Genomic DNA, 24,294 nt, shown 5'->3' with positions numbered 1-24,294 from the left:
GCCCGGACCAGCTTAGACCGTCTGGTCGGCCGAACGGAACGGGAAGCCGAGCTGGCGGAGCAGCGCGCGGCCCTCGTCGTCCGTCTTCGCGGTGGTCACGACGGTGATGTCGAAGCCACGCACGCGGTCGATGCGGTCCTGGTCGATCTCGTGGAACATCGACTGCTCCGTGAGACCGAACGTGTAGTTGCCGTTGCCGTCGAACTGCTTGTCGCTGAGCCCGCGGAAGTCGCGGATGCGGGGCAGTGCGAGGGTGACGAGGCGGTCGATGAACTCCCACGCGCGGTCACCACGGAGGGTGACGTGCGCGCCGATGGCCTGACCCTCACGCAGCTTGAACTGCGCGATGGACTTGCGGGCCTTCGTCACGACCGGCTTCTGACCCGTGATCGCCGTGAGGTCCTTGACGGCCCCCTCGATGACCTTCGAGTCACGAGCTGCTTCACCGACACCGGTGTTCACGACGACCTTGACCAGGCCGGGGACCTGGTTGACGTTCGCGTACCCGAACTGCTCGGTGAGGGCAGCCTTGATCTCGTTCTTGTACTTCTGCTTGAGGCGCGGCTCGACCTTGGTCTCCGGCGCGGCAGTCGTGTCGGTCATCAGAGCTTCTCACCCGACTTCTTGGCGTAGCGGACGCGGACGGTCTTCTTGACGCCGTCCTTCTCCACCTCTTCGATGCGGAAGCCGACGCGGGTCGGCTTCTTGGTCTTCGGGTCGACGATGGCGACGTTCGACACGTGGATCGGAGCCTCGTGCTGCTCGACGCCACCGGTCTTCGACCCGCGCTGCGTCTGGCCGACGCGGACGTGCTTCGTGACGAAGTTCACGCCCTCGACGACGACACGGTTCTTGTCCTTGAGGACCTCGATGACCTTGCCCTGCTTGCCACGGTCGCCGCCACGCTCCTGCTTGGCTCCCGTGATGACCTGGACGAGGTCACCCTTCTTGATGTTCGCCATGGCTTACAGCACCTCCGGCGCGAGCGAGATGATCTTCATGAACTTCTTGTCACGGAGCTCACGACCGACCGGCCCGAAGATGCGCGTACCGCGCGGGTCGCCGTCGGCCTTGAGGATCACTGCCGCGTTCTCGTCGAACTTGATGTAGGAGCCGTCCTGACGACGGGTCTCCTTCTTGGTGCGAACGATGACCGCCTTGACGACGTCACCCTTCTTCACGTTGCCGCCGGGGATGGCGTCCTTCACCGTGGCGACGATGACGTCACCGAGGCCGGCGTAGCGACGACCCGAGCCACCGAGCACGCGGATGGTCAAGATCTCCTTGGCACCCGTGTTGTCGGCGACCTTCAGGCGGGATTCCTGCTGAATCACTGCTGTCTCCTATTCCGAAGCAGGCCGGGGCCTACTTGGCCTTCTCGAGGATCTCGACCAGGCGCCAGCGCTTGGAGGCGCTGAGGGGACGGGTCTCGCTGATCACGACGAGGTCGCCGACACCGGCGGTGCCGAGCTCGTCGTGCGCCTTCACCTTGGACGTGCGACGGATGATCTTGCCGTAGAGCGCGTGCTTCACGCGGTCCTCGACCTCGACCACGATGGTCTTGTCCATCTTGTCGCTCGTCACGTAGCCGCGACGCGTCTTGCGGTAGCCGCGGGTCGAGGCGGCGGAGTTGTTCTCTTCGTTCGCCATCAGTTCTCCTCGGCGGTAGCGGCCTCGGTCGACTCGGCGGGCTTGTCAGCCTTCTTCGTCTTCTTGGCCTTGGTGGCGGTCTCGACGGGCGCGGGGGTGGCACGGATGCCGAGCTCGCGCTCACGGAGGACCGTGTAGATGCGTGCGATGTCGCGCTTGACGGCGCGGAGACGACCGTGGCTCTCCAGCTGGCCGGTGGCCGACTGGAAGCGGAGGTTGAAGAGTTCCTCCTTGGCCTTCTTCAGCTCGTCAGCGAGACGCTCGTTCTCGAAGGTGTCGAGCTCCGTCGGACGGAGCTCCTTGGAACCGATCGCCATTATGCGTCGCCCTCCTCGCGCTTGATGATGCGTGCCTTGAGGGGCAGCTTGTGGATTGCACGGGTCAGCGCCTCACGGGCGATGTCCTCGCTGACGCCGGAGAGCTCGAAGAGCACACGACCCGGCTTGACGTTGGCGACCCACCACTCGGGCGAGCCCTTACCGGAACCCATGCGGGTCTCAGCCGGCTTCTTGGTGAGCGGGCGGTCCGGGTAGATGTTGATCCAGACCTTGCCGCCACGCTTGATGTGACGCGTCATGGCGATACGAGCGGACTCGATCTGACGGTTGGTCACGTAGGCGGGCGTGAGCGCCTGGATACCGAAGTCGCCGAACGACACCTTGGTGCCGCCCGTCGCCTGGCCCGAACGCTTCGGGTGGTGCTGCTTGCGGTGCTTGACTCGACGGGGGATAAGCATGGTTACGCCTCAACTCCTGCGCCGGCCGGCGCGTCCTGCGGAGCCTGCTGCTGACGGCCGCCGCGGTCGCCGCCACGGCGGTCCCCACGGTCGCCGCGCTCGCCACGCGGGCCGCCACGACGCTCGGGGCGCGACGAACGCTGGTTCGCCTGCTCGCGAGCGAGCTCCTTGTTCGTGATGTCGCCCTTGTAGATCCAGACCTTCACGCCGATGCGGCCGAACGTGGTCCGGGCCTCGTAGAAGCCGTAGTCGATGTTCGCGCGGAGCGTGTGCAGGGGCACGCGGCCCTCGCGGTAGAACTCCGAGCGGGACATCTCGGCGCCGCCGAGACGGCCCGACACCTGGATGCGGACACCCTTGGCGCCGGCACGCTGTGCACCCTGCAGGCCCTTGCGCATGGCGCGACGGAACGCGACACGAGCGGAGAGCTGCTCGGCGATGCCCTGCGCGACGAGCTGGGCCTCGGTCTCGGGGTTCTTGACCTCGAGGATGTTGAGCTGGATCTGCTTCTTGGTGAGCTTCTCGAGCTCGCCACGGACGCGCTCCGCCTCGGCGCCACGGCGACCGATGACGATGCCCGGACGCGCGGTGTGGATGTCCACGCGGACGCGGTCACGGGTGCGCTCGAGCTCGATGCGGGCGACACCGGCGCGGTCGAGGGTCTTCTTCAGGTACTCGCGCACCTTGATGTCCTCGGCCACGTAGTCGGCGTAGCGCTGACCGGCCTTCGTGCTGTCGGTGAACCAGTGCGAGACGTGGTCCGTCGTGATCCCGAGACGGAAGCCGTACGGGTTGACCTTCTGGCCCATTACTTGCTCGCCTTCTTGCTCGTCGCGGCAGCCTCGGCCTCGTCCGGCGTCGCGAGGACGACCGTGATGTGGCTGGTGCGCTTGTTGATGCGGAAGGCGCGGCCCTGGGCACGCGGCTGGAACCGCTTCAGGGTCGTGCCCTCGTCGACGAAGACGCGGCTCACGTAGAGGTCGCGCTCGTCGAGGAAGCTGTTCGTCGAGTCCGCCTTGACACGTGCGTTCGCGATCGCCGAGGCGACCAGCTTGTACACGGGCTCCGAAGCGCCCTGGGGGGCGAACTTCAGGATGGCGAGGGCCTCGTGGGCCTGCTTGCCGCGGATCAGCTCGATGACGCGACGGGCCTTCTGAGGCGTGACGCGGATGTGTCGCACGCGTGCGATCGACTCCACCATTTCGTTCCTCCTCTGCGTCGCCGCCTTAGCGGCGACGGCCCTTCTTGTCGTCCTTCACGTGACCACGGAAGGTGCGGGTCGGCGCGAACTCGCCGAGCTTGTGACCGACCATCGACTCGGTGACGAACACCGGGATGTGCTTGCGGCCGTCGTGCACGGCGATCGTGTGTCCGAGCATGTTCGGGACGATCATCGAGCGACGCGACCAGGTACGGATCACGTTCTTGGTGTTGGCCTCGTTCTGCGTGACGACCTTGCGGAGCAGGTGCTCGTCGACGAAGGGGCCCTTCTTCAGACTGCGTGGCATCTTCTGAACTCCTACTTGCGCTTCTTGCCGGCGTTACGGCGACGGACGATGAGCTTGTCGCTCGGCTTGTTCGGCTTGCGCGTACGACCCTCGGCCTGGCCCCAGGGGCTGACCGGGTGACGACCACCGGACGTCTTGCCCTCACCACCACCGTGCGGGTGGTCGACCGGGTTCATCGCGACACCACGCACGGTCGGGCGGACGCCCTTCCAGCGCATGCGGCCGGCCTTGCCCCAGTTGATGTTGGACTGCTCGGCGTTGCCGACCTCGCCGATCGTGGCGCGGCAGCGGGCGTCGACGTTGCGGACCTCGCCCGACGGCAGGCGGAGCTGCGCGTAGGGGCCGTCCTTGGCGACGAGACGCACCGAGGCACCGGCCGAACGCGCCATCTTCGCGCCGCCACCGGGGCGGAGCTCGATCGCGTGGATGACCGTACCCACGGGGATGTTGCGCAGCGGCAGGTTGTTGCCGGGCTTGATGTCGGCGCCGGGGCCCTGCTCGATGACGTCGCCCTGCTTGAGCTTGTTCGGCGCGATGATGTAGCGCTTCGTGCCGTCGACGTAGTGCAGGAGCGCGATGCGCGCGGTGCGGTTCGGGTCGTACTCGATGTGTGCGACCTTGGCGTCCACGCCGTCCTTGTCGTGACGACGGAAGTCGATCACGCGGTACTGGCGCTTGTGGCCACCACCGATGTGGCGGGTGGTGATGCGGCCCGAGCTGTTGCGGCCACCGGTCTTCGGCAGCGGACGAAGCAGCGACTTCTCCGGCGTCGAACGGGTGATCTCAGCGAAGTCGGCGACCGACGAGCCGCGACGACCGGGGGTCGTCGGCTTGTAGTTACGAATAGCCATGATTTATCCCTCTGGTCCTCAGCCGACAGCCGTGAAGATGTCGATCGAACCGGACTTGAGCGTCACGATGGCGCGCTTGGTGTCCTTGCGCTTGCCCAGGCCGAACTTCGTGCGACGGGTCTTGCCCGGACGGTTCAGCGTGTTGATGCTCGCGACCTTGACGTCGAAGATCTTCTCGATGGCGAGCTTGATCTCGGTCTTGTTCGAACGGGGGTCCACGATGAACGTGTACTTGCCCTGGTCGATCAGGCCGTAGCTCTTCTCCGAGACGACCGGCGAGATGATGATGTCGCGCGGGTCCTTGTTGAAGCCGCTCATGCGGAGATCTCCTTCGCGGTCTTCGACGCGATGAAGGCGTCGAGTGCGCTCTTGCTGAAGACGAGGGCATCCGACTTGAGCACGTCGTAGGCGTTGAGCTGGCCGTACGAGAGTGCGTGGACACCCGGCAGGTTGCGGATCGACTTGAGCGTGAGCTCGTCGTCCGACTCGAGCACGACGAGCACGTTCTTGACGGGCGCGACCTTCTCGATGAGCGTGCGAGCGGTCTTGGTCGACGGCACCTCGGCCGCGACGAAGGACTCGACAGCGGAGATGCGGCCACCGCGGGCGCGGTCCGAGAGCGAGCCGAGCAAGGCTGCGGCGATCATCTTCTTCGGGGTGCGCTGCGAGTAGTCGCGCGGGGTCGGTCCGTGGACGACGCCACCGCCGGTGTGCTCCGGAGCGCGGACCGAACCCTGACGGGAGCGGCCGGTGCCCTTCTGCTTGAACGGCTTGCGACCAGCACCGCGGACCTCGCCGCGGTTCTTGGTCTTGTGGGTGCCCTGACGCGCGGCGGCGAGCTGCGCGGTGACGACCTGGTGGATCAGCGGGACGTTGGTCTCGACGTCGAAGAGCGCGGCGGGCAGCTCGATGCTGCCGGCGACGGCTCCGGTCGCGTCGAGGACGTCGATCGTGGTTGCGGTCTCGGTGGCCATGATCACTTACCCTTCACGGCGGTGCGGACGAAGACGGAGCGACCGCGCGCACCGGGGACGGCGCCCTTGACGAGCAGCAGACCCTTCTCGGCGTCGACGGCGTGCACCGTGAGGTTGAGGACGGTCACGCGCTCGCCACCCATGCGGCCGGCCATGCGCATGCCCTTGAAGACACGCGACGGGGTCGACGAAGCACCGATCGAACCGGGCTTGCGGTGGTTGCGGTGGGCACCGTGCGAAGCGGACACACCGGCGAAGCCGTGGCGCTTCATGACACCGGCGAAGCCCTTGCCCTTCGACGTCCCGACGACGTCGACCTTCTGGCCGGCCTCGAAGGTGTCGACGGTGAGCTCCTGGCCGAGCGTGTACTCGGCGGAGTCGTTGGTGCGGATCTCGGTGAGGGTGCGACGCGGGGTCACACCGGCAGCCTCGAAGTGGCCGGTGGCCGGCTTGTTCACCTTGCGCGGGTCGATGGCACCGGCGGCGATCTGGATCGCCTCGTAGCCGTCGCGCTCGACGTTGCGGATCTGGGTGACCACGTTCGGGCCGACCTCGATCACGGTGACGGGGATGAACTTGTTGTTCTCGTCCCACACCTGGGTCATCCCGAGCTTCTTGCCGAGGAGGCCCTTGACGGTCTTGGTTGAGTTCGCCATTGGTCGGTCCCCCTTACAGCTTGATCTCGATGTTGACGTCAGCCGGGAGGTCGAGTCGCATGAGCGAGTCGACGGCCTTCGGCGTCGGGTCGACGATGTCGATGACCCGCTTGTGCGTGCGCTTCTCGAAGTGCTCGCGCGAGTCCTTGTACTTGTGGGGAGAACGGATCACGGTGACCACGTTCTTCTCGGTGGGGAGCGGCACCGGGCCGACCACGGTCGCACCGGCACGGGTCACCGTGTCGACGATCTTCCGGGCCGACGTGTCGATGACCTCGTGGTCGTACGACTTGAGCCGGATGCGGATCTTCTGTCCCGCCATGTGTCTCTCTGTCCTCTCTGCGCCGCGCACCCTCGGGCCGCCTGACGCCGCCGTCACCGTGCATTCCTGCAGGGCTTGGCTGTTTTCCTGAACCAACCGGCCGCATCCTCGGGGGATGACCGCTGTTCTCCTGTCAACCGCGCAGGGCGACCGTGGCCGTCCAGCGTGGGCATGTCGCTTCCCCCACACCTGGACACAGCAGTGGCCAGGCGCTCACGAGGGACTCGATCGTGTTCTGCTGCCTGCGGCCCAACCCAGCTCCGCTGGACGGAGGGGTTGTGCACTGCCAGAGCAGTGATCCTGCGCGCGCGAACGCCCGCGGAATTCGGAACCGGACAAGTCTCGCACAGCACGTCCGTGCGTGCAACCCGGGCGTGTCGCCCGGTCCGGTGGGGTGCGAGAGGGGTCGCTCCCCCGGAACGGCGGGGTTCCGGTCGGCCTGGAGGCACGGCGCACCCCGGGCGCGTCGGGCGCGTTCCCGAGGTGCTCGGTGTGCTCGCGGCGGCGCCTCCGGTGGCCGGGATCGGTCACGCCGGCGCTGCTCCGGCGGGCGCCGGTGCGGCCGTTGTTGGTCCTACGGGTGCCAGTGCGGCCGACGTCGGTCCGGCGGGTGCCAGTGCGGACGACGCCGGTCAGGCGGGTGCAAGTGCGGCCCCCGTCGCTCCGCGAGCGGGCAGGACACGCCGCGCGGTGCGCGCCGAGCGGGCGGGATCGGTCGGGTCGAGGTGCCGAGCGTGACGGAAACGGCCCGCTCGGCACGGCGCGGTCGAGGACCGGGCAACCCGGCGAGCCCGGTGGAACCGATCGTGCCCGCTCGGCGAGGCCGAGCGGGCACGATGGTGGGGAGGTCGTCCGACCCGGTCAGAACTCCTCGGGCACGGGCGGGACGAACCAGGGCGGGAAGACCGCGACGCGGGGCCCGGTGACCCGGTGCTGCGCGAGCAGCGACTTGACCTGCTGTCGGACGCGGTCGTTCGGCACACCGATCACGGCGACGGACGAGAACGGCACCCGGGGACCGGCGAGCAGCTCGAGCCCGTGCATGTCCGGGTCGGTGAAGTCGGTCCGGCGGATCAGGTTCGTCGCGGCCTCGGGACCGACGGCGAACCGCACGTCGTCGGCGTCGGCGTCCTGGTCGGCCACGATCACCGACGCGCCGAACGCGGACACCGGCACGACGAGCACGACGTACTCGGTCGCGCGGGTGCGGCGGGCGGCGTCCGACCACCGGGTGCCCTCGGCACCGTGACGGAGCTCGTCCCAGCGGGTGGCGTCGGGCGAGAGGGTGAAGGGCACGTGCCCGGAGACGGGTCCGCCGTCGGGAGCACTCGCCTCGGCGCGGGCGGCCCGCGTCTCGGCCGAGCTGACGTCGACGACCGGGGCGGCCGCGTCGGCAGCGAGGATCGCACCCTCGGCGACGATCGACGACAGGTTGTCGACGTGGGTGGCGTGGTGCGCGCGGAGCGACGCGAAGACGCGGGGCTCCGGCAGCTCGGGAGCCGCGGGAGACCGGAGCGACGACGAGCCGCGCACGGGCGCCGGGGTGGAGCGGAGGTCGGTGGTGATGCGGGTCCGACGGGGCGTCGGCGTGGTGGGGACGGCAGGCACCTCGGCCTGTCGGGGGGAGCAGATGTCGCAGAGCTCGGTGGGGAAACCGTGGATGCACTCGTCGGTCACGACTGGGAGGGGTCCTTCCGTGCCCGGGTGGGGGAGGTCGGGCACGGTGTCCAACCGTACGTCATGATCCGCCCCCTTCCGTCACTGTCGGTAGAGCAGGGCACGCACCTCGGACTCGGCTGCGTGCAGGCGCTCGGGGTCGATGGTCTCGCCGTGCTGGTACGCGTCGAGCAGCCGCGGGTCGATGTAGCTCTGCCGGCACACGGTCGGCGTGTTGCCCAGCTCCTCGCTCGCGGCCTTCACGGCGTGCGAGACGGCCTTCTTGCGCTTCGCCTCGCTGGGTTGGGGTCCGGTGCGCGCGAGGTCCACGGCGGCGGCCACCGTGCCGTGCAGGGTGCGGAAGTCCTTCGCCGTGAACTCGTCGCCGGCGCGCTCCTTCACGTACTCGTTGATGTCCTCGGCGGCGAGGGGCTCCCACTCCGCGCCCCGTCCGTCGCGGAACGACAGCAGGCGGGCGTTCGGGCCACGCCGCTTCATCCCGGCGATGACCCGCGCGAGGTCGTGGTCGTGGATGGTCGAGGACCACTCCTGTCCGCTCTTGCCCGGGAAGTCGAGCTCGATGTCGTCGCCCGACACGTGCGCGTGCGCACAGAGCAGCGTCGACAGCCCGCGGCTGCCGTGCTCGGTGGCGTACCGCTCGGAGCCGACCCGGAGCGAGCCCTGGTCGAGCATCCGGAAGGCCGCGGCGAGGGCACGCCGACGGTCGGGCTCGGGCCGTCGCAGGTCCTGCGTCACCATCCGTCGCGCGGACGGCAGCGACTCCGCCAGGGCCAGCGCGCGGTCGTACTTGATGCGGTCCATCCGCTCGCGCCAACCGGGGTGGTACATGTACTGGCGACGACCGACGCCGTCCTTGCCGGTCGCGAGGATGTGCCCGTTCTCGTACGGCGAGATCCACACGTCGTCCCAGGCCGGCGGGATCACGAGGTCCTCGAGGCGCTGCCGGACGGCCTCGTCCGTGACGGTCTTCCCGTCCGGGTCGCGGTACGAGAAGCCCTTGCCGCTGCGGACACGGTGGTAGCCACGACCGTTGGTCGCGGAGCGGCGGAGACGGGTCACTCCGACGATGTTGCCCGTCAGCGCCTGGGACCCGTCACCGGGAACGTTCCCGGAGGAGACCAGAAGGCCGCCGGCAACGACGAAGCGGGGCCGGACCCGAAGGCCCGACCCCGCTGACGCAGTGTCTTCCGGAGAACCGGGAGTTACTTGACGATCTCCTCGACCGTACCGGCGCCGACCGTGCGGCCACCCTCACGGATGGCGAAGCGGAGGCCGGCCTCCATCGCGATCGGCTGGATCAGCTCGACCGACATGGCGACGGTGTCGCCGGGCATGACCATCTCGGTGCCCTCGGGCAGCGTGATGACGCCGGTGACGTCCGTGGTGCGGAAGTAGAACTGCGGACGGTAGTTCGCGTAGAACGGGTTGTGACGACCGCCCTCTTCCTTGGTCAGGATGTACGCGTTCGCCTTGAACTCGGTGTGCGGCGTGACCGAACCCGGCTTCACGACGACCTGGCCGCGCTCGACGTCCTCGCGCTTGAGGCCACGGATGAGGAGACCGGTGTTGTCGCCCGCCTCAGCCTTGTCCAGCAGCTTGCGGAACATCTCGATGCCCGTGACCGTGGTCTTCTGCGTCGGGCGGATGCCGACGATCTCGACCTCGGAGTTGAGGTCCAGCGTGCCACGCTCGACACGACCGGTGACGACGGTGCCACGACCGGTGATCGTGAAGACGTCCTCGATCGGCATGAGGAACGGCTGGTCGGTGGCGCGCACCGGGTCCGGGACGTTCTCGTCGACGGCGGACATCAGGTCCTGGACGGACTTGACCCACTTCTCGTCGCCCTCGAGCGCCTTGAGCGCCGAGACCTGCACGACGGGGGCGTCCTCGTCGAACTCCTGCGAGCCGAGGAGCTCACGGACCTCGAGCTCGACGAGCTCCAGGATCTCCTCGTCGTCCACCATGTCGGACTTGTTCAGCGCGACGACGATGTAGGGGACGCCGACCTGGCGGGCGAGCAGCACGTGCTCACGCGTCTGGGGCATCGGGCCGTCGGTGGCGGCGACCACGAGGATCGCGCCGTCCATCTGCGCCGCACCGGTGATCATGTTCTTCACGTAGTCGGCGTGACCCGGAGCGTCGACGTGCGCGTAGTGGCGCTTGTCGGTCTGGTACTCGACGTGGGAGATGTTGATCGTGATGCCGCGGTCGCGCTCCTCGGGAGCGCTGTCGATCTGAGCGAAGTCACGGGCCTCGTTGAGGTCCGGGTACTGGTCGTGCAGAACCTTGGTGATCGCCGCCGTGAGCGTGGTCTTGCCGTGGTCGACGTGACCGATGGTTCCGATGTTGACGTGCGGCTTGGTCCGCTCGAACTTGGCCTTGGCCACTGTGGGTCCTCCTCAGGACTCGGAGAGCACGCCCCCGGTCTGACGACCGTTGGCGAGCAGGGTGTGTGTCTAACTGTACTTGGTGACGAGGGGCCCGTCGCCGGGCACCCTCGCCTGTGGAGAGAACGCCGGAGCGTTACTCTCCGCTGTTCTTCGCGATGATCTCCTCGGCGACCTTGGCCGGGACCTGGCTGTAGGTCTCGAAGGTCATCGAGTAGACCGCACGACCAGAGGTCTTGGACCGGAGGTCCCCGACGTAGCCGAACATCTCGGACAGCGGCACGCTCGCGCGGACCACCTTGACGCCCGAGGCGTCCTCCATCGAGGCGATCTGGCCACGACGGGAGTTCAGGTCACCGATGACGTCGCCCATGTACTCCTCGGGAGTACGCACCTCGACGGCCATGATCGGCTCGAGGATGGCGGGGCCGGCCTTGCGGGCGGCCTCCTTGTAGGCGATCGAACCGGCGATCTTGAACGCCATCTCGGACGAGTCGACGTCGTGCGCCGCGCCGTCCTTGAGGATGGCCTTCACGCCGACGGTCGGGTACCCGGCGAGGATGCCGACCTGCATGGCGTCCTGGATACCGGCGTCGACCGACGGGATGTACTCACGCGGGACGCGACCACCGGTGACGGCGTTCTCGAACTCGTAGACCTTCTCGGCCGTGACTTCCATCGGCTCGAGGGCGATCTGCACCTTCGCGAACTGGCCGGAACCACCGGTCTGCTTCTTGTGCGTGTAGTCGTAGCGCTCGACGACCTTGGTCAGGGTCTCGCGGTAGGCCACCTGCGGCTTGCCGACGGACGCCTCGACCTTGAACTCGCGCTTCATGCGGTCGACGAGGATGTCGAGGTGGAGCTCGCCCATGCCCTTGATCGTCGTCTGACCGGTCTCGGCGTTGAGCTCGACGCGGAACGTCGGGTCCTCTTCCGCGAGCTTCTGGATGGCCGTGGAGAGCTTCTCCTGGTCGGCCTTCGTGTTCGGCTCGATGGCGACCTCGATCACCGGCTCCGGGAACGTCATCGACTCGAGGACGACCTGGTCCGACGGGTCGCACAGGGTGTCACCGGTGGTGGTGTCCTTGAGGCCGATGACCGCGTAGATGTGACCGGCGGTGACGTTGTCGACCGGGTTCTCCTTGTTGGAGTGCATCTGGAAGATCTTGCCGATGCGCTCCTTCTTGCCCTTGGTCGAGTTGATGACCTGGGCACCGGACTCGATCGAACCGGAGTACACGCGGACGTAGGTCAGACGACCGAAGAAGGGGTGCACCGCGACCTTGAACGCCAGGGCCGAGAACGGCTCGGTGGCGTCGGGCTTGCGGATGATCTCCTTCTCCTCGTCCTTGACGTCGTGGCCGATCATCGGCGGCACGTCGAGCGGGGACGGGAGGTAGTCGATGACCGCGTCGAGCATCGGCTGGACGCCGCGGTTCTTGAAGGCCGAGCCGCAGAGGACGGGGTAGACCTCGGAGGCGATCGTGAGCTTGCGGATCGCGCCCTTGATCTCGTCCTTGGTGAGCTCCTCGCCACCGAAGAACTTCTCGAGCAGGGCGTCGTCGGTCTCGGCGACGCGCTCGATCAGCTTCGCGCGGTACTCCTCGGCGCGGTCCTGGAGGTCCGCCGGGATCTCCTGGACCTCGTACTGGGCGCCCATGGTCACGTCACCCTTGGCGTCGCCGGGCCAGACCTTGGCGTGCATCTCGATGAGGTCGATGACGCCGACGAAGTCGTTCTCGGCACCGATCGGGAGCTGGAGCACGAGCGGCTCCGCACCGAGGCGGTTGATGATCGTGTCGACGGTGAAGTAGAAGTCAGCGCCGAGCTTGTCCATCTTGTTGACGAAGCAGATGCGCGGGACGTCGTACTTGTCCGCCTGACGCCACACGGTCTCGGACTGGGGCTCGACGCCCTCCTTGCCGTCGAAGACGGCGACGGCACCGTCGAGGACGCGGAGCGAGCGCTCCACCTCGACCGTGAAGTCCACGTGACCGGGGGTGTCGATGATGTTGATCTGGTTGTTGTCCCAGAAGCAGGTCGTCGCGGCCGACGTGATCGTGATGCCGCGCTCCTGCTCCTGCGCCATCCAGTCCATCGTCGCGGCGCCGTCGTGGACCTCACCGATCTTGTGCGTGATGCCCGTGTAGAACAGGATGCGCTCGGTCGTCGTGGTCTTGCCGGCATCGATGTGCGCCATGATGCCGATGTTGCGGACCTTGTTCAGGTCGGTGAGCACGTCCTGTGCCACAGGTTCCTCCGGAAGAGTTGTAGGAGAGGTTGGCGTCCGGGTGGGCGCCGACGGTTCATGACCGCCGGCACCCACCCGGAGCCGGGACTACCAGCGCCGGACTTACCAGCGGTAGTGGGCGAAGGCCTTGTTCGACTCGGCCATCTTGTGCGTGTCCTCACGGCGCTTGACCGCGGCACCGAGACCGTTCGACGCGTCGAGGATCTCGTTCATGAGACGCTCGGTCATCGTCTTCTCGCGACGGGCCTTGGCGTACGAGGTGAGCCAGCGGAGCGCGAGGGTGTTCGCGCGGTGCGGCTTGACCTCGACCGGGACCTGGTAGGTCGAGCCACCGACGCGGCGGCTGCGGACCTCGAGGGTCGGACGGACGTTGTCGAGCGCCTTCTTCAGCGTTGCGACGGCGTCCTGCTGGTTCTTGGCGGTGACGCCCTCGAGTGCATCGTAGACGATGCGCTCGGCGAGGCCCTTCTTGCCGTCCAGGAGGATCTTGTTGACGAGCTGCGAGACGATCGGCGCGCCGTACACCGGGTCGGCGACGACGGGACGCTTCGGGGCGGGACCCTTACGAGGCATCTAACTCAACCCTTCTTCGCGCCGTAGCGGCTGCGGGCCTGCTTACGGTTCTTGACGGCCTGGGTGTCCAGGGCACCGCGGATGATCTTGTAGCGCACACCGGGGAGGTCCTTCACACGACCGCCGCGGACGAGCACCATCGAGTGCTCCTGCAGGTTGTGGCCCTCACCGGGGATGTAGGCCGTGACCTCGGTGCCGTTCGAGAGCTTGACACGAGCGACCTTGCGCAGGGCCGAGTTCGGCTTCTTGGGGGTGGTGGTGTAGACGCGGGTGCAGACACCACGCTGCTGGGGGTTCGCCTTCAGTGCCGGCGCCTTGGTCTTGACGACCTTGGGCGTACGACCCTTGCGAACGAGCTGCTGGATGGTAGGCAACTGTTCTCCTGGTTCTTCGCTCGTGTTCTGGCCGACGCCTTCCGTCGGCTTCCTCATCCCACGCTGATCACCGCCTGACGGCGGAGGGGAGGTCGTGGGATGGATGACCCGGTACGGTCTCGTCGAGGACGACGAGGGTGACCCGGGATTTCGGGCGCGCCCGAGAGCGCACACCCGGTAGAGACTACCCGCGTCACACGGCGAAATCAATCCGGGCGCGTCGCGCTCCGAGCGACCCGCCGACGCGCCAGCCCAGCCCCGTACCGGACCGCACCGGTCGGGGCGGAGGCGGGGCGGGCCTCCCGGCCGTCGACCGCGGGTCCGGGCCGGTCCGCGTCAGGAACCCGAGTCCGACGACCCGTTCCCGACGGCGGACTCGAAGGTGGCGCCGTCGTCGGAGAAGCCCGACACGTACCCGCTCGCGTTCACGTTCATCGGCCCCGCCGTGGCCGTGCCGACACCGTCGGGTCCGGAGATGTCCGCGGTGAAGGTGGCGCGGCCGAGCGTCGTCGTCGAGATCGTCCACCCGCGCGACAGCCAACCGCCGACCGTGACCTCCGGGCGCTGCTCGAGCGTCCACTTCTGGTTGGTGTAGGTGTACGCCGGGTCCTCGCCGTAGGCGTAGAAGCTGCAGCCCGCGGGGGCGGGGTCGGTGGAGGCGATGCAGCCGTCCACCCAGCGGTCGACCGCCTGCTGCGCGGCCTGCTTGCCGTCGTCGGTGAGCTCCGTCGTCAAGGACACCGGCACCGAACCGGTCCCGCTGAACCCGGGGACACGAGCGGAGGCGCGCTCTGCCGTGAACCACTTCCCGCCGTCGACGGTCACGTCGTACGTCCCGGGCAGCGCGGTCAGGTTCGCGATGCCGTCGTCGGACGTCCGGACACGCTGGCCCGCGACCTCGACCGGGGTCCCGCCGGGGCCGCGCACCGAGACCTGCACCCGGCCGAGGTCGGGGGCCTCGAGCTCCCACACCGGGAAGACCCCCCAGTCGGTCGCCGTGCGGTCGAGCGTGAAGGTGGAGGCGACGTCCCGGCCGCCCTGACGGAGGTAGGCACGCACGGTCGCGGTGTCGCCGTCGGTGCGCGTGGCCGCGATGCGGTACCCGGTGACCCGGTCGGTCGCCTTCGCGTAGGCGGCGTCGGTGAGCAGGACGTCCTCGTCGTCGTGGTCGACACCCGCCAGACGCAGCGCGTCGTCGACGTGACCGGCGGTCAGGTCGTCGAGGAAGGCCCGCACCGGCCGGTCGGCCGAGTGCGAGGAGGACTGGAGCGCGTACCCGACGACCCCCGTCGCGAGCAGCAGGACCACGGCGGCACCGCCGGCGATGATCCCGACCAGTGCGCCGCGGCGCATCCGGCGACGAGGCCGTCGTGCAACGGGGACGGCCGCCGGGACCGGTGCTTCCTGCGTCCCGCGGATCGTGTCGACGTGCGGGACACGTGCCCACCCGTCCGGCTCATGGTCGGTCATGCGTCCCCCGTCGTGCCTGTTGCGTGCCCCCGGATCCTACCGCCGACCGGCGCCGCGGGACCGGGGCTGTGGCCGGCGCTGTGGAGCGCGGGCCGGAGTCGGAGCGGGGTCGGGGGCGCACGCATGCACGGCGCGCGACGGCCGGGGGGGGCCGAGCGCGCGGGTGACTCCTAGCGGCGGTCGCCCTCCACGCCGGGGGTCGCGCCCGCCGGACGCTGCCGGGCCTGGTAGCGGGCGGCGGAGACGCCGCCGACGACGCAGAGCAGCGCCACGACGACGGACCCCACGACGAACGGGCTCAACGCGGACCCCGCCGGGAACACGAGGAGCTCGGTACCGTCGCCCCGCGTCATCGAGTACCCGATCGCACCCGTGCCGAGCATGACGAGGTACGTACCGGCAGCGGCGACGAGCCCGGTGACGCCCGGGTTGCCCTCGCGGATGCCCGCGGCGGTGGCGAGGAACACGACCGCGGCCGCCGCGACCACCATCGTGGGGCCGAGGTAGGGACTCGCGTCCGGCTGCGGGATCGCCTCGACGTCGGCGAGCAGGGCTTCGAAGCCCGTCACCGCGATGACGAGCGCGATGAAGAGGACCGACGTCATCGTCGCGATCAGCCACCGGGACATGGCTCGATGCTACTGCCGGGCACCCTGGGTGGCGGGTTGCGGCGCCGTCACGTCACCGTGCGGCGTGCTCCTGCGCGTGCTGGGGTCCCTGCGCTGCGGGGCTGCCCTGGGTCACCTGGTGCTGCGCGGAGTCGTCCTGGGTCGCCTGGTGCTGCTCGGGGCCGCCCTGGGTCGCCTGGTGCTGCGCGGCCGCGACGAGCGCGAGCGCGATCGTCGCCGTGATGACGGGGACGGACTCCGTCATGGGAGCGACGGGGGCCGTCACTGTGCCGTCCTGGAGGCGCGACTCGCCGCGGTCGCGCTCCCCCGGCTCCGCCTCGTGGTCGCGCAGGGCCGGCCCGACGACCGGCAGGACCGCCGTCGTCGTCGGCGGCTCGCTGTGCAGGACCGGCGCCGTCGGCAGGGCCGACGCGCTCGGCAGGGCCGACGCGCTCGGCAGGGCCGAAGCCTGGTTCCGGGCGGCCCGACGTGCGCGGCCCATCCTGACCAGGACGACCACCGCGATGACCGCCCAGATACCGTTCACGATCGTCGACGGGATCGCGTGGTGCGCAGCGACGTTGACGGCGACGGAGAGGCCGCCGACCAGGTTGAGGGACTGGTAGAGCGGCCCGTTCGGGATCTTGCCCAGTGAGAACAGCAGGTAACCTGCGAGAACGGTTACGGCTCCGAACCAGCCGAGGAACTCCACGATTCCGACCAACACGCGCGACTCCGGGCACGACGAGGAACGGCCGTCCTGAGGCGACCGTCCGAGAGGGGTGTGAGCAGCCGCGAGTGCGGCGTCGGGAGCATCGTAGGCACACCGACGGGTGTCGCGGAAGTGGGTGCGGCGTGGCGTGTCGCACCCACTTCGCGGGGGGCTCTGCGGAGGGGGTGTCAGCCGTTCGCCGAGGCCGTCGACGAGGTGTCCGTGAAGACGTAGACCGATCCGGAGAGCGACCAGGACTGCGACTCCATCGGGGGCGCGTCGTCCTCCTCCTCGCTCGCGGCCGCGATGCCGGAGACGAGGAAGAGCCGCGACCCGGACTGCATCGCCTTCGTGAACGCGAGCGCCTGGTCGTACGACCCCTGCACCGCCACCGTCACGGGGACGAGCGAGAAGTTCGCGTCGGTGACCGCAGGGTCGGTCGCCGGCTGCGCCGAGGGCACGTCCTCGTCGGTGCTCGAGGTCGCGGCCGCGGACGGCGCCGCGGATGCCGTCGTCTCCGCCGTGGGCTCGGTGGCGGGGGCGTAGGCGGTGGCGTCCCCGATGGTGACGTTCGTGACCTGGACGCCGGCCGCGGCGGCGTTCGCGTCGATCTGCCGGACGAAGGACTCGCTGTCCGTCGTCGACGGCACCGATGCCCGGAGCTGCGCCAGTTCGGCCTTCGTGGCGTCGAGTCCGGCGAACGCCGCGGCGAGCCGCGTGAGCTCCGCACGGTTCTTGTCGTTCGTCGCGTCGATGGTGCTCTGCTGCGCCTGGTTCGACGACGCCGCCGCGAGTTGCGGCTGCACACCGAGGAACCAGCCCCCGGCCAGGACGACCGCGCAGACCACGAGCGCGATCACGAGGGACAGGTGGTGCTTCGTCATCGGTCGGCGTCCTTCTCGTACTTGCCGTCGTAGGCCCGCGCATCGAGCTCGAGCTCGATCACGGAGGTGTACTCGCCGCGGTCCTCGTCGTACGAGATCGACGAGATCGACGAGTCCAGGTAGCCGGTGGTCCCGGACAGGCGCGAGGTCCAGTCCGGGACGGACGGGATCGTCGTCGACCGGGCGGTCAACGTGAGGGTGGCGACCCTCGGCGTGGGTCCTGCGTCCGCCGGCTGCCCGAACGGCTCCGTCACGGTCGCGGACGCGATGGTCATCCCGCTGATCGCGAGGTCTGCCGGCAGGACGTCCCGGATGCCGCCGAGCGTGCCGTCCCAGTCGACCTCCGTCGACCCGCCGACGGCGCGGGCGGAGTCGAGGAGGTCGGTGTCGCGTTCTGCCGCACGCAGTTCCGCGTACCGCTGCTGCTGGGCGAGGAGCGTCGTGGTCTCACCCTGCGCCGCGGTCAGCGCCGCCGCCGTGGCCATCTGGTGCGCCATCGCCCCACCGCTCGCGAGCACGACGGCGGCTGCCGCCACCACGACACCGAGCCAGGCGCGACGCGTGACCGCGCGCTGCCGACGCTCGACGTAGACCTCCGCGGGCAGGAGGTCTACACGGGGCGTGCGCCCCGCGGTCGAGTCCGCAGCCGCTCTACGGCCTGCCCGACCCCGACGACCCTGCATCGCGTCCGTGCGTTCCTCTGTGCTGGTCATGCTGCCTTGCTCCCCACCGCGAGTCCGTACGCGACCGCCACCGAGTCGCCGTGCGCGAGGACGTCCTCCTCGCGCACCGCCCGCCCGAAGCCCGCACCGCGGAAGGCGGAGGGGGTCGAGACCGGCAGGTGTGTCGTGTCGGCGAGTGCCTCGCGCAGCCCGATGAGCTGCGCGCCGCCGCCCACGAGTGCGATCCCGGCGACGACCTCGTCCGGACGGGTGTTGACGTAGTAGTTGATGGTGTTGCGGAGGCTCGTCACGAGTTCGTTCACCGTGTCGAACACCGCCGCGACGGCGCGGACGTCGTCCGGTGTGCGGGCCCCCGGTCCGATGCCGAAGTGCCGCTTCACCGCCTCGGCCTGGGCGAAGGGGATGTCGAGTCGACCGGCGAGCGACCGGGTGATGTCGTCACCGCCGGACGGGATGATCCGCACGAACTGCGGCACACCGTCCGTGGCGAGCACGACGCTCGTGGTGTCCGCACCGACCTGGATGATCGCGATGGTGCCGTGCTGCGCCTGCGTCGGGCTCAGGACCCGGGTGAGGGCGAACGGGATGAGGTCGACACCGACCGGGTTGAGACCCGCGAGCCGCACGGCGCGCACGTTGGCGAGCACGGCGTCCTTGATCGCCGCGACCAGGAGGCCCTTGATCACCGGACCGGTCTCGTCGACACCCTCGCTGACCGGGTAGAAGTCGAGGATGGCGTCCCCTACCGGCACCGGCAGCATGTCCTGCACGTGGAAGGGGAGGCTCTCGCGGATCTGCGCGAGCGGAGCGTGCGGCACGGTGAGGTCACGCGAGAGGACCCGCTGGTTGCCCATGCCGAGGACGACGTCGCGCGACCGGAACCTGCCGACCGACCAGAGCTGCCGCAGCGCGGCCCCCACCGTGTTCGGCTCGAGCACCTCGCCGCGGCTGACCGCACCCTCGGGTGTCGGCACCTCGGCGACCCGGAGGACGACGGGGCGGTCACGGTCGGCGTCCCCGACCTCGACCGCGCGGATCGACGACGCGGCGATGTCGACGCCGACGATGCTCTTTCCCATGGTGCTGCTTTCGTTGAGGGTCAGGAGAGGCCGAGGAGCCCGAGGTAGGCCGACCAGAGGGGTGCGCCGAGGACGATTCCGATCCAGGCGCCGACGAGCATCGACGGCCCGAAGGGGACTCCGCTGCCCATCCGTGCGCGACCGACGGCGACGAGTGCGATCGCGACCGTACCGCCGACGAGGAAGCCGCCGAAAGCTCCCACTGCGAGGGGTCCCCATCCGAGGTACGCGAGCACGAGGCCGAGGACCACGGCGAGCTTGACGTCGCCGAGCCCCATCCCCCCGGGGACCGCGAGCGCCAAGACCAGGTACGCACCACCGAGCACGACGGCGCCGAGGAGACCGCGCAGCAGGGCGCCCCAGTCCCCGGACACCGCGGACACCGCGCCGAGGAGCACCAGCAGCACGACGGCAGCCGGGTAGACGACGGCGTTCGGCAGCCGGTGCGTGTCGAGGTCGATCAGCGAGAGCGCGACGCTCACCGCCATCAGGAACAGGAGAGCGGCGAGCATCACGGTCCGACCGAGGGCCTCGCCGACGGTGGTGGCGCCGAGCGGCTGGGGGACGACGAGGGCGACGAGCACGAACAGGACCGCGGTCGCGCCCTCGACCGCGGGGTAGCGGGCCGAGATGGGAGCGGCGCAGTCGCGGCACCGCGCGCGCAGCAGCATCCACGAGAGGACCGGGACGTTGTCCCGCCTGCGGATCGGGTGGTCGCACCGCGGGCACGCGCTCGCCGGCGCGACGACGGAGATCCCGGCGGGGACACGGTGCACGACGACGTTGAGGAAGGAGCCGATCGCCAGACCGAGCACACCGGCCAGGGCGGCGAGGACCCAGGCCGCGCTCACCGGCAGGCTCCCGTGCTCGTCCTCGCGCACGCACCGTCGACCTGGTACGCGGACTGCACCTCGACCTGCGTCGTCACGCCGTACGAGGTCGAGACGGGCTGCAGGAACTTCGGCGGGGCGGTGGTGAGCAGCCGCTGGTCGTACACGTAGTTCTTCGAGAAGCCGGTGTTCCCGGTGGTCGCGACCGGTCCGCGCCAGTTCTGCGCTATGGAGCCGACGACCTTGAGCGTGCCGAGCTTCGGTCCGACGTCGTAGTTCTGGTTCCAGAACGTCCCGGCGTTGCTGGCGATGGCACCGCTGATGGTGATGCCGTCCCCGGTCGAGCGGTTCAGCAGGGCGATCCCCGAGTTGTTGCAGGCGGTGCCGTCGGACGCGTACGAGGTGCACTTGGTCGGGTTGTACACCTCGACCGCGTTCTGGCCGACGAGGCCGAGGATGTCGGTGGTGGGGTCGGCGTACGTCACGCTGCCGGTCGCCCAGATCGTGCCCGACGAGGCGATCGTCATCGCGCCGGCGAACGGCCCGCTGACGAAGACGTCGCCGGCGGTGCACGAGTAGGTGTCCGGCGCGGAACCGGCCTGCGTCGTGTTGTTGCGGCCGGCGCTGCGGCCGTTCACCCACTCCCCTGCGGCCGGGTAGCCCATGCCGTTGCTGAACGGCTGGTTCGCCTTCGTCGTCGCCCGGCCGTTCGCCCCGACCGTGACCGTCGTCGTGCAGTAGGTGTTGGTGTACTTCGACGGGAAGGTCCCCGACCAGGTGTTCACGTTGTTCGTCGCCGACGGGACGTCCTGCACGTACACGAGGTTCGCGGGCAGCGTGGGGATCGTCGCGCCGCCCTGGCTCTGCAGGGCGTCGATCGACCCGCAGAGCGACGCTGCCTTCGCGGTGTCCACGCTCGCGGACACCTCGCCGGACTGGCTGTCCACCCGGATCTGCGTCGCCTTCGACCACGGCGACCAGACCGTCATCTTGCCGCCTCCGAGGAAGGTCACCCGGGTCGGGCCCGTGTACAGGCAGCCGGGACGGGGAACCGTCGCCGGGATGTCGGTCCGGGTCTCCTGGGACATGTTCGAGTTCAGCGCCGGAAGCCCCAGGTACGGCACGGGTGACGGGTCACCACCGAGGAACTGGCCGCTGCAGGTCCCGCTGGACGGACGCACCCGCGTGTCGTGCTGCTCGACGCTGCCGTTGAAGGTCGTCGCGCACGCCGCCGTGAAGACGTCGTTCGTCCGGATCGGGCCGTTGAGGACGTCGGTCCCGGCGAACTGCACGGCCTGGCACCTGTTCGACACGCCTCCCTGCCACTGGTAGGCGGTCGTGCAGTCACTGCCGGAGATCGACGGACTCGACGACTCGTAGTTCGTGAAGTACAGGTAGTTGATGAAGCCGTCGCCCTTGAGGTTCGCCACGAGCGACCGGACGCTCCCGCCGGACTTCCCCGTGACGCGGACCCGGAGCACGCCCTTCGACGAGTAGTCGGCGTTGTCGACCTCGTACCGGAAGAACTGGTCCGTGGAGCCCACGACGGACGCCCACTGCGAGCCGCTGCTGGTGAAGGCGGTGTTCTTGTCGTCGCCGGTGAACGTCGACCCGCTCGTCTTGCTGAACTGTGCTGCCGCATTGCCGTAGAGCGCGTAGCCGTTGTCGTTGGACAGCTTCGACTGGTAGTCGGCCAGGCCGGCGTACGCCGCGGCCATGGCGTTCTGGAAGTTCCGGTCCGTCGCCGACTTCACCGCCCCCGAGGTGGACACCGCGACCATCGTCGCGACGAGCATGAGCATGACCGTGCCGAAGATCACGACGTTCGCCAGGGCCATGCCCCGTTCGTCCCCGTGCGCGCGGCGGAGGGCAGCGCTGATCCGGCCGATCACGGTGTCGCTCCGGAGTTCGTGCCGTACGCCACGTTGAAGAGGTACAGCGTGTTCTGGATGTGGGTGTTGCCCGGGGTGTCCGCCGTGGGGGCTCCGAGCTCGAGGTTCACGCGGACGGCGCGGACCGCTCCGAGCTGCGTCGTGGCCAGGGAACCGTCGGCGAGGGTCGGCAGCGGAGTCCCGTTCGCACCGAGGTAGGTGAAGAGCGGGTCGCCGTCCCCGGTCGGGGAGGACACCGCTCCGCCGAGGACGGTCGAGGTGGTGGGCGGCTGCGTCGGTGCGGGGAAGGTCGTGAAGCCCTTCGTCGTGGTGCCCGTCCACCGGTCGAGCACGATGCCCTTCGCCCCGTTGAGCGAGTACCGCACCTGCACCGGGACGTCGGTGGCGTTGCCGTCGAGGTTCACGAAGGCGGTGAACGTCATCCTCGAACCGTCGGCCTGGGTCACCGCGGACGCGTAGGTGCCGTCCGCCTTCGGCAGCAGGCTCGCCGCGTGCACGTAGCGGGTGAGCGAGTTCATCACGACCGACGCCGATCGCGCGTTCTGGTCGGACCGGGTGTTCGTCGACCCGGCACGCAGCGTCGCGGTGAAGAAGCCCCCGACCGCGACGAGGATCACCATCGAGATGCTCATCGCGACGATGAGTTCCATGAGCCCGACGCCGTCGTCCTCGTGCCGGAAGCGACGGAGCACCCGCATCACGAGGTCTGCCCGCGCGGGTCGAGGGTGAGCGTGTTGTCGTAGCTGATGACGATGAGCGCGGTCTTCCTGTTGACCGTCCCGGGCGTGACCGGCGCGACGTTGGAGGCGTTCGTGGCGATCTCGTTGCGCGACGTCGACCCGAACGTCGTGCCGGACGAGATGGTCCACGTGCCGAAGGGCAGGGCGATGGTGGCGGTGTCCGCGGACGACACCGGGAACTTCATCGTCATGCCCGCTGCGCAGCCCGGATCGCCCGGACCGGGGTTCGCGGAGGAGACCGCGGTGACGTAGCGCCCCTTGACGCCCTTGACCGTCGCGACACCCATGCGCACGGAACCGCTCGAGGGTTCACCCGCGCTCGTCGTGATCACGTCGAGGGTGGCTCCGACCGCTCCGTCCGCGTTGGGCGTGGTCCACGCGGCGGGGCTCGGGCTGAGGCAGTTGACCCTGGCGTTCGGGCTGTTCGAGTAGGGGCCGGCGTAGGCCGTGTACCCGGAGGTGAAGGGGAAGACCGGGAGCGAGGGCGTCGAGGTCGAGGTGATCGCGAGCGTCGTGCTCGTCGTGTCCCAGGGCGTCACCGTGTCGAGCCCGCCGCCGGTGCTCGAGAGCACGGTGGGCATGTTCGTGGGGAGCGTCGCCCCGTAGGACTGCGCGTACCCGAGCGTCAGTCGGCTCGCGCGGTCGTAGACGAACGGGACGGGGGCGCTCGCGCCGGCGGCAACGGTGATCGGGGTCTGCTGGGAGGGCTGCTTCTGGTCGGTGTCGATGCCGCCCGCGACGCTGGCGGTGACGGTGTAGTCACCCGGCGCCACGTTGACCGCGTACGAGCAGCCCTGGGAGTCGGTCGGCAGCGGGGAGGTGCTCGGTGCGACGGCGCCGCTGCCCGAGATCGGCGTCAACGAGACGGTCACGCCGGCGAACGGCGCACCGGACGCGTTCGCGACCGAGACGATCACGGTGCCGTAGCCCGGGTCCGTGACGGCGTCGCTCGGGGCGATCGCCGAGGTCATCGACGTGGAGGACGTACCGCCGCGGGCGTTCGGCCAGGACACCGTCGCGACGACGCTCTTGTAGGCGAGCTTGCCGTTCGAGGTGCCGCACGCGCCGCTCGCACCGTCGCTCTGCACCCACCGCACCGACCGGTCGATCTGGTAGGTCACGCCGCCGAGGGTCTTCGTGTTGACCGCCCCGTCCTTGCTGATGACCTTGAAGATGCCGGCGGTCGTCGCGGCGGCCGTCTGCCGCATCGAGTCGATGTCCTGCGAGGCGAGCGCCACCGCGGTCTCGCGGCCACGGCTCGTCTGGGTGAGCTGGAGGGTGTTCGCGATGCCGTAGGCGATCCCGACGCTCATCACGGCGAAGACCATCATGGCGACCATGACCTCGATGACCGAGAGGCCCGCCTCACGGGTCGTCGGGTCGACCGGGCGCAGGACGCGCTGCAGGGTGCGGATCACGGTCACCTCCTCAGGG

Annotated in this window: 30 protein-coding genes; all 30 read right to left on the bottom strand. The window is 69.3% G+C overall.

Annotated features, from left to right (window positions below):
- Positions 1-12: 12 nt before the first annotated feature.
- Positions 13-603 (bottom strand): 50S ribosomal protein L5, encoded by a 591-nt coding sequence (gene rplE, locus ACH0A8_RS06730; RefSeq protein ID WP_066657018.1) that lies wholly within the window; start codon positions 601-603, stop codon positions 13-15.
- Positions 603-962: a 50S ribosomal protein L24 gene (gene rplX, locus ACH0A8_RS06725; RefSeq protein WP_066657021.1), complete on the bottom strand. Its 360-nt coding sequence runs from the start codon at positions 960-962 to the stop codon at positions 603-605. Before rplX ends, rplE begins: the two co-directional genes overlap by 1 nt.
- 3 nt (positions 963-965) lie before the next feature.
- Complete coding sequence (gene rplN / locus ACH0A8_RS06720) at positions 966-1,334, bottom strand: 50S ribosomal protein L14 (protein ID WP_017885523.1); 369 nt, start codon at positions 1,332-1,334, stop codon at positions 966-968.
- A gap of 31 nt (positions 1,335-1,365) precedes the next feature.
- Entirely contained in the window at positions 1,366-1,650 is a 285-nt protein-coding gene (gene rpsQ / locus ACH0A8_RS06715) for a 30S ribosomal protein S17 (RefSeq protein ID WP_066657023.1), read from the bottom strand.
- On the bottom strand, positions 1,650-1,967 hold the full coding sequence (gene rpmC / locus ACH0A8_RS06710) for a 50S ribosomal protein L29 (RefSeq protein ID WP_058728265.1): 318 nt from the start codon (positions 1,965-1,967) through the stop codon (positions 1,650-1,652). The genes rpsQ and rpmC overlap by 1 nt, the downstream gene beginning before the upstream one ends.
- On the bottom strand, positions 1,967-2,386 hold the full coding sequence (gene rplP, locus ACH0A8_RS06705) for a 50S ribosomal protein L16 (protein WP_066657030.1): 420 nt from the start codon (positions 2,384-2,386) through the stop codon (positions 1,967-1,969). The genes rpmC and rplP overlap by 1 nt, the downstream gene beginning before the upstream one ends.
- A 2-nt stretch (positions 2,387-2,388) precedes the next feature.
- Positions 2,389-3,195, bottom strand: coding sequence for a 30S ribosomal protein S3 (gene rpsC, locus ACH0A8_RS06700; RefSeq protein WP_066657031.1), 807 nt, complete (start codon positions 3,193-3,195; stop codon positions 2,389-2,391).
- The gene (gene rplV / locus ACH0A8_RS06695; RefSeq protein ID WP_056121420.1) at positions 3,195-3,587 is read right to left on the bottom strand and encodes a 50S ribosomal protein L22; all 393 of its coding nucleotides are present in this window, start codon (positions 3,585-3,587) and stop codon (positions 3,195-3,197) included. Before rplV ends, rpsC begins: the two co-directional genes overlap by 1 nt.
- A gap of 25 nt (positions 3,588-3,612) precedes the next feature.
- Positions 3,613-3,894: a 30S ribosomal protein S19 gene (rpsS, locus tag ACH0A8_RS06690; RefSeq protein ID WP_017885529.1), complete on the bottom strand. Its 282-nt coding sequence runs from the start codon at positions 3,892-3,894 to the stop codon at positions 3,613-3,615.
- 11 nt (positions 3,895-3,905) lie between these two features.
- Positions 3,906-4,745, bottom strand: coding sequence for a 50S ribosomal protein L2 (gene rplB, locus ACH0A8_RS06685; RefSeq protein WP_058728264.1), 840 nt, complete (start codon positions 4,743-4,745; stop codon positions 3,906-3,908).
- An 18-nt stretch (positions 4,746-4,763) separates the two neighbouring features.
- Positions 4,764-5,063, bottom strand: coding sequence for a 50S ribosomal protein L23 (gene rplW / locus ACH0A8_RS06680; RefSeq protein ID WP_058742338.1), 300 nt, complete (start codon positions 5,061-5,063; stop codon positions 4,764-4,766).
- Positions 5,060-5,719, bottom strand: a complete 660-nt coding sequence (gene rplD, locus ACH0A8_RS06675) for a 50S ribosomal protein L4 (protein ID WP_066657033.1) — start codon at positions 5,717-5,719, stop codon at positions 5,060-5,062. The genes rplW and rplD overlap by 4 nt, the downstream gene beginning before the upstream one ends.
- Positions 5,720-5,721: 2 nt before the next feature.
- A complete protein-coding gene (gene rplC, locus ACH0A8_RS06670; protein ID WP_406906858.1) occupies positions 5,722-6,375 on the bottom strand; it encodes a 50S ribosomal protein L3 in 654 nt (217 codons plus the stop codon).
- A gap of 13 nt (positions 6,376-6,388) precedes the next feature.
- Positions 6,389-6,697 carry a 30S ribosomal protein S10 gene (gene rpsJ / locus ACH0A8_RS06665; RefSeq protein WP_022903286.1) on the bottom strand — a complete coding sequence of 103 codons (309 nt, stop codon included), beginning with the start codon at positions 6,695-6,697 and terminating at the stop codon, positions 6,389-6,391.
- A gap of 861 nt (positions 6,698-7,558) precedes the next feature.
- Positions 7,559-8,374 (bottom strand): DarT ssDNA thymidine ADP-ribosyltransferase family protein, encoded by an 816-nt coding sequence (locus ACH0A8_RS06660; protein WP_406906857.1) that lies wholly within the window; start codon positions 8,372-8,374, stop codon positions 7,559-7,561.
- Positions 8,375-8,455: 81 nt separating this feature from the next.
- A complete protein-coding gene (locus tag ACH0A8_RS06655; RefSeq protein ID WP_066657035.1) occupies positions 8,456-9,433 on the bottom strand; it encodes a DNA topoisomerase IB in 978 nt (325 codons plus the stop codon).
- 143 nt (positions 9,434-9,576) lie between these two features.
- Complete coding sequence (tuf, locus tag ACH0A8_RS06650) at positions 9,577-10,764, bottom strand: elongation factor Tu (protein WP_058728450.1); 1,188 nt, start codon at positions 10,762-10,764, stop codon at positions 9,577-9,579.
- 136 nt (positions 10,765-10,900) lie between these two features.
- Positions 10,901-13,015, bottom strand: coding sequence for an elongation factor G (fusA, locus tag ACH0A8_RS06645; RefSeq protein ID WP_066657042.1), 2,115 nt, complete (start codon positions 13,013-13,015; stop codon positions 10,901-10,903).
- 102 nt (positions 13,016-13,117) lie between these two features.
- The gene (gene rpsG / locus ACH0A8_RS06640; RefSeq protein ID WP_058742332.1) at positions 13,118-13,588 is read right to left on the bottom strand and encodes a 30S ribosomal protein S7; all 471 of its coding nucleotides are present in this window, start codon (positions 13,586-13,588) and stop codon (positions 13,118-13,120) included.
- A gap of 5 nt (positions 13,589-13,593) precedes the next feature.
- On the bottom strand, positions 13,594-13,962 hold the full coding sequence (gene rpsL, locus ACH0A8_RS06635; RefSeq protein WP_058728453.1) for a 30S ribosomal protein S12: 369 nt from the start codon (positions 13,960-13,962) through the stop codon (positions 13,594-13,596).
- A 336-nt stretch (positions 13,963-14,298) separates the two neighbouring features.
- Positions 14,299-15,432: a hypothetical protein gene (locus ACH0A8_RS06630; RefSeq protein WP_406906856.1), complete on the bottom strand. Its 1,134-nt coding sequence runs from the start codon at positions 15,430-15,432 to the stop codon at positions 14,299-14,301.
- Between the two features lie 170 nt (positions 15,433-15,602).
- Positions 15,603-16,061, bottom strand: a complete 459-nt coding sequence (locus tag ACH0A8_RS06625; RefSeq protein WP_066657046.1) for a DUF6121 family protein — start codon at positions 16,059-16,061, stop codon at positions 15,603-15,605.
- Between the two features lie 52 nt (positions 16,062-16,113).
- Positions 16,114-16,767: a hypothetical protein gene (locus ACH0A8_RS06620; protein ID WP_406906855.1), complete on the bottom strand. Its 654-nt coding sequence runs from the start codon at positions 16,765-16,767 to the stop codon at positions 16,114-16,116.
- A 173-nt stretch (positions 16,768-16,940) separates the two neighbouring features.
- Positions 16,941-17,636: a hypothetical protein gene (locus tag ACH0A8_RS06615; protein ID WP_066657051.1), complete on the bottom strand. Its 696-nt coding sequence runs from the start codon at positions 17,634-17,636 to the stop codon at positions 16,941-16,943.
- Positions 17,633-18,349, bottom strand: a complete 717-nt coding sequence (locus ACH0A8_RS06610) for a hypothetical protein (protein WP_066657054.1) — start codon at positions 18,347-18,349, stop codon at positions 17,633-17,635. The genes ACH0A8_RS06615 and ACH0A8_RS06610 overlap by 4 nt, the downstream gene beginning before the upstream one ends.
- Positions 18,346-19,398 (bottom strand): type IV pilus assembly protein PilM, encoded by a 1,053-nt coding sequence (pilM, locus tag ACH0A8_RS06605; protein ID WP_066657057.1) that lies wholly within the window; start codon positions 19,396-19,398, stop codon positions 18,346-18,348. The genes ACH0A8_RS06610 and pilM overlap by 4 nt, the downstream gene beginning before the upstream one ends.
- A gap of 20 nt (positions 19,399-19,418) precedes the next feature.
- On the bottom strand, positions 19,419-20,249 hold the full coding sequence (locus tag ACH0A8_RS06600) for an A24 family peptidase (RefSeq protein WP_271826700.1): 831 nt from the start codon (positions 20,247-20,249) through the stop codon (positions 19,419-19,421).
- Positions 20,246-22,066 carry a hypothetical protein gene (locus ACH0A8_RS06595; protein WP_406906854.1) on the bottom strand — a complete coding sequence of 607 codons (1,821 nt, stop codon included), beginning with the start codon at positions 22,064-22,066 and terminating at the stop codon, positions 20,246-20,248. The genes ACH0A8_RS06600 and ACH0A8_RS06595 overlap by 4 nt, the downstream gene beginning before the upstream one ends.
- Positions 22,067-22,116: 50 nt before the next feature.
- Positions 22,117-22,821, bottom strand: a complete 705-nt coding sequence (locus tag ACH0A8_RS06590) for a type II secretion system protein J (protein ID WP_144411394.1) — start codon at positions 22,819-22,821, stop codon at positions 22,117-22,119.
- On the bottom strand, positions 22,818-24,278 hold the full coding sequence (locus tag ACH0A8_RS06585) for a hypothetical protein (RefSeq protein WP_144411395.1): 1,461 nt from the start codon (positions 24,276-24,278) through the stop codon (positions 22,818-22,820). Before ACH0A8_RS06585 ends, ACH0A8_RS06590 begins: the two co-directional genes overlap by 4 nt.
- Between the last annotated feature and the right edge of the window lie 16 nt (positions 24,279-24,294).

Source organism: Curtobacterium sp. 179-B 9B NHS (assembly GCF_045370965.1).
In the GTDB taxonomy this organism is placed as follows: domain Bacteria; phylum Actinomycetota; class Actinomycetes; order Actinomycetales; family Microbacteriaceae; genus Curtobacterium.
The sequence above is the reverse complement of the archived record's forward strand: the minus strand, read 5'-3'. Positions and strand labels throughout refer to the sequence as shown.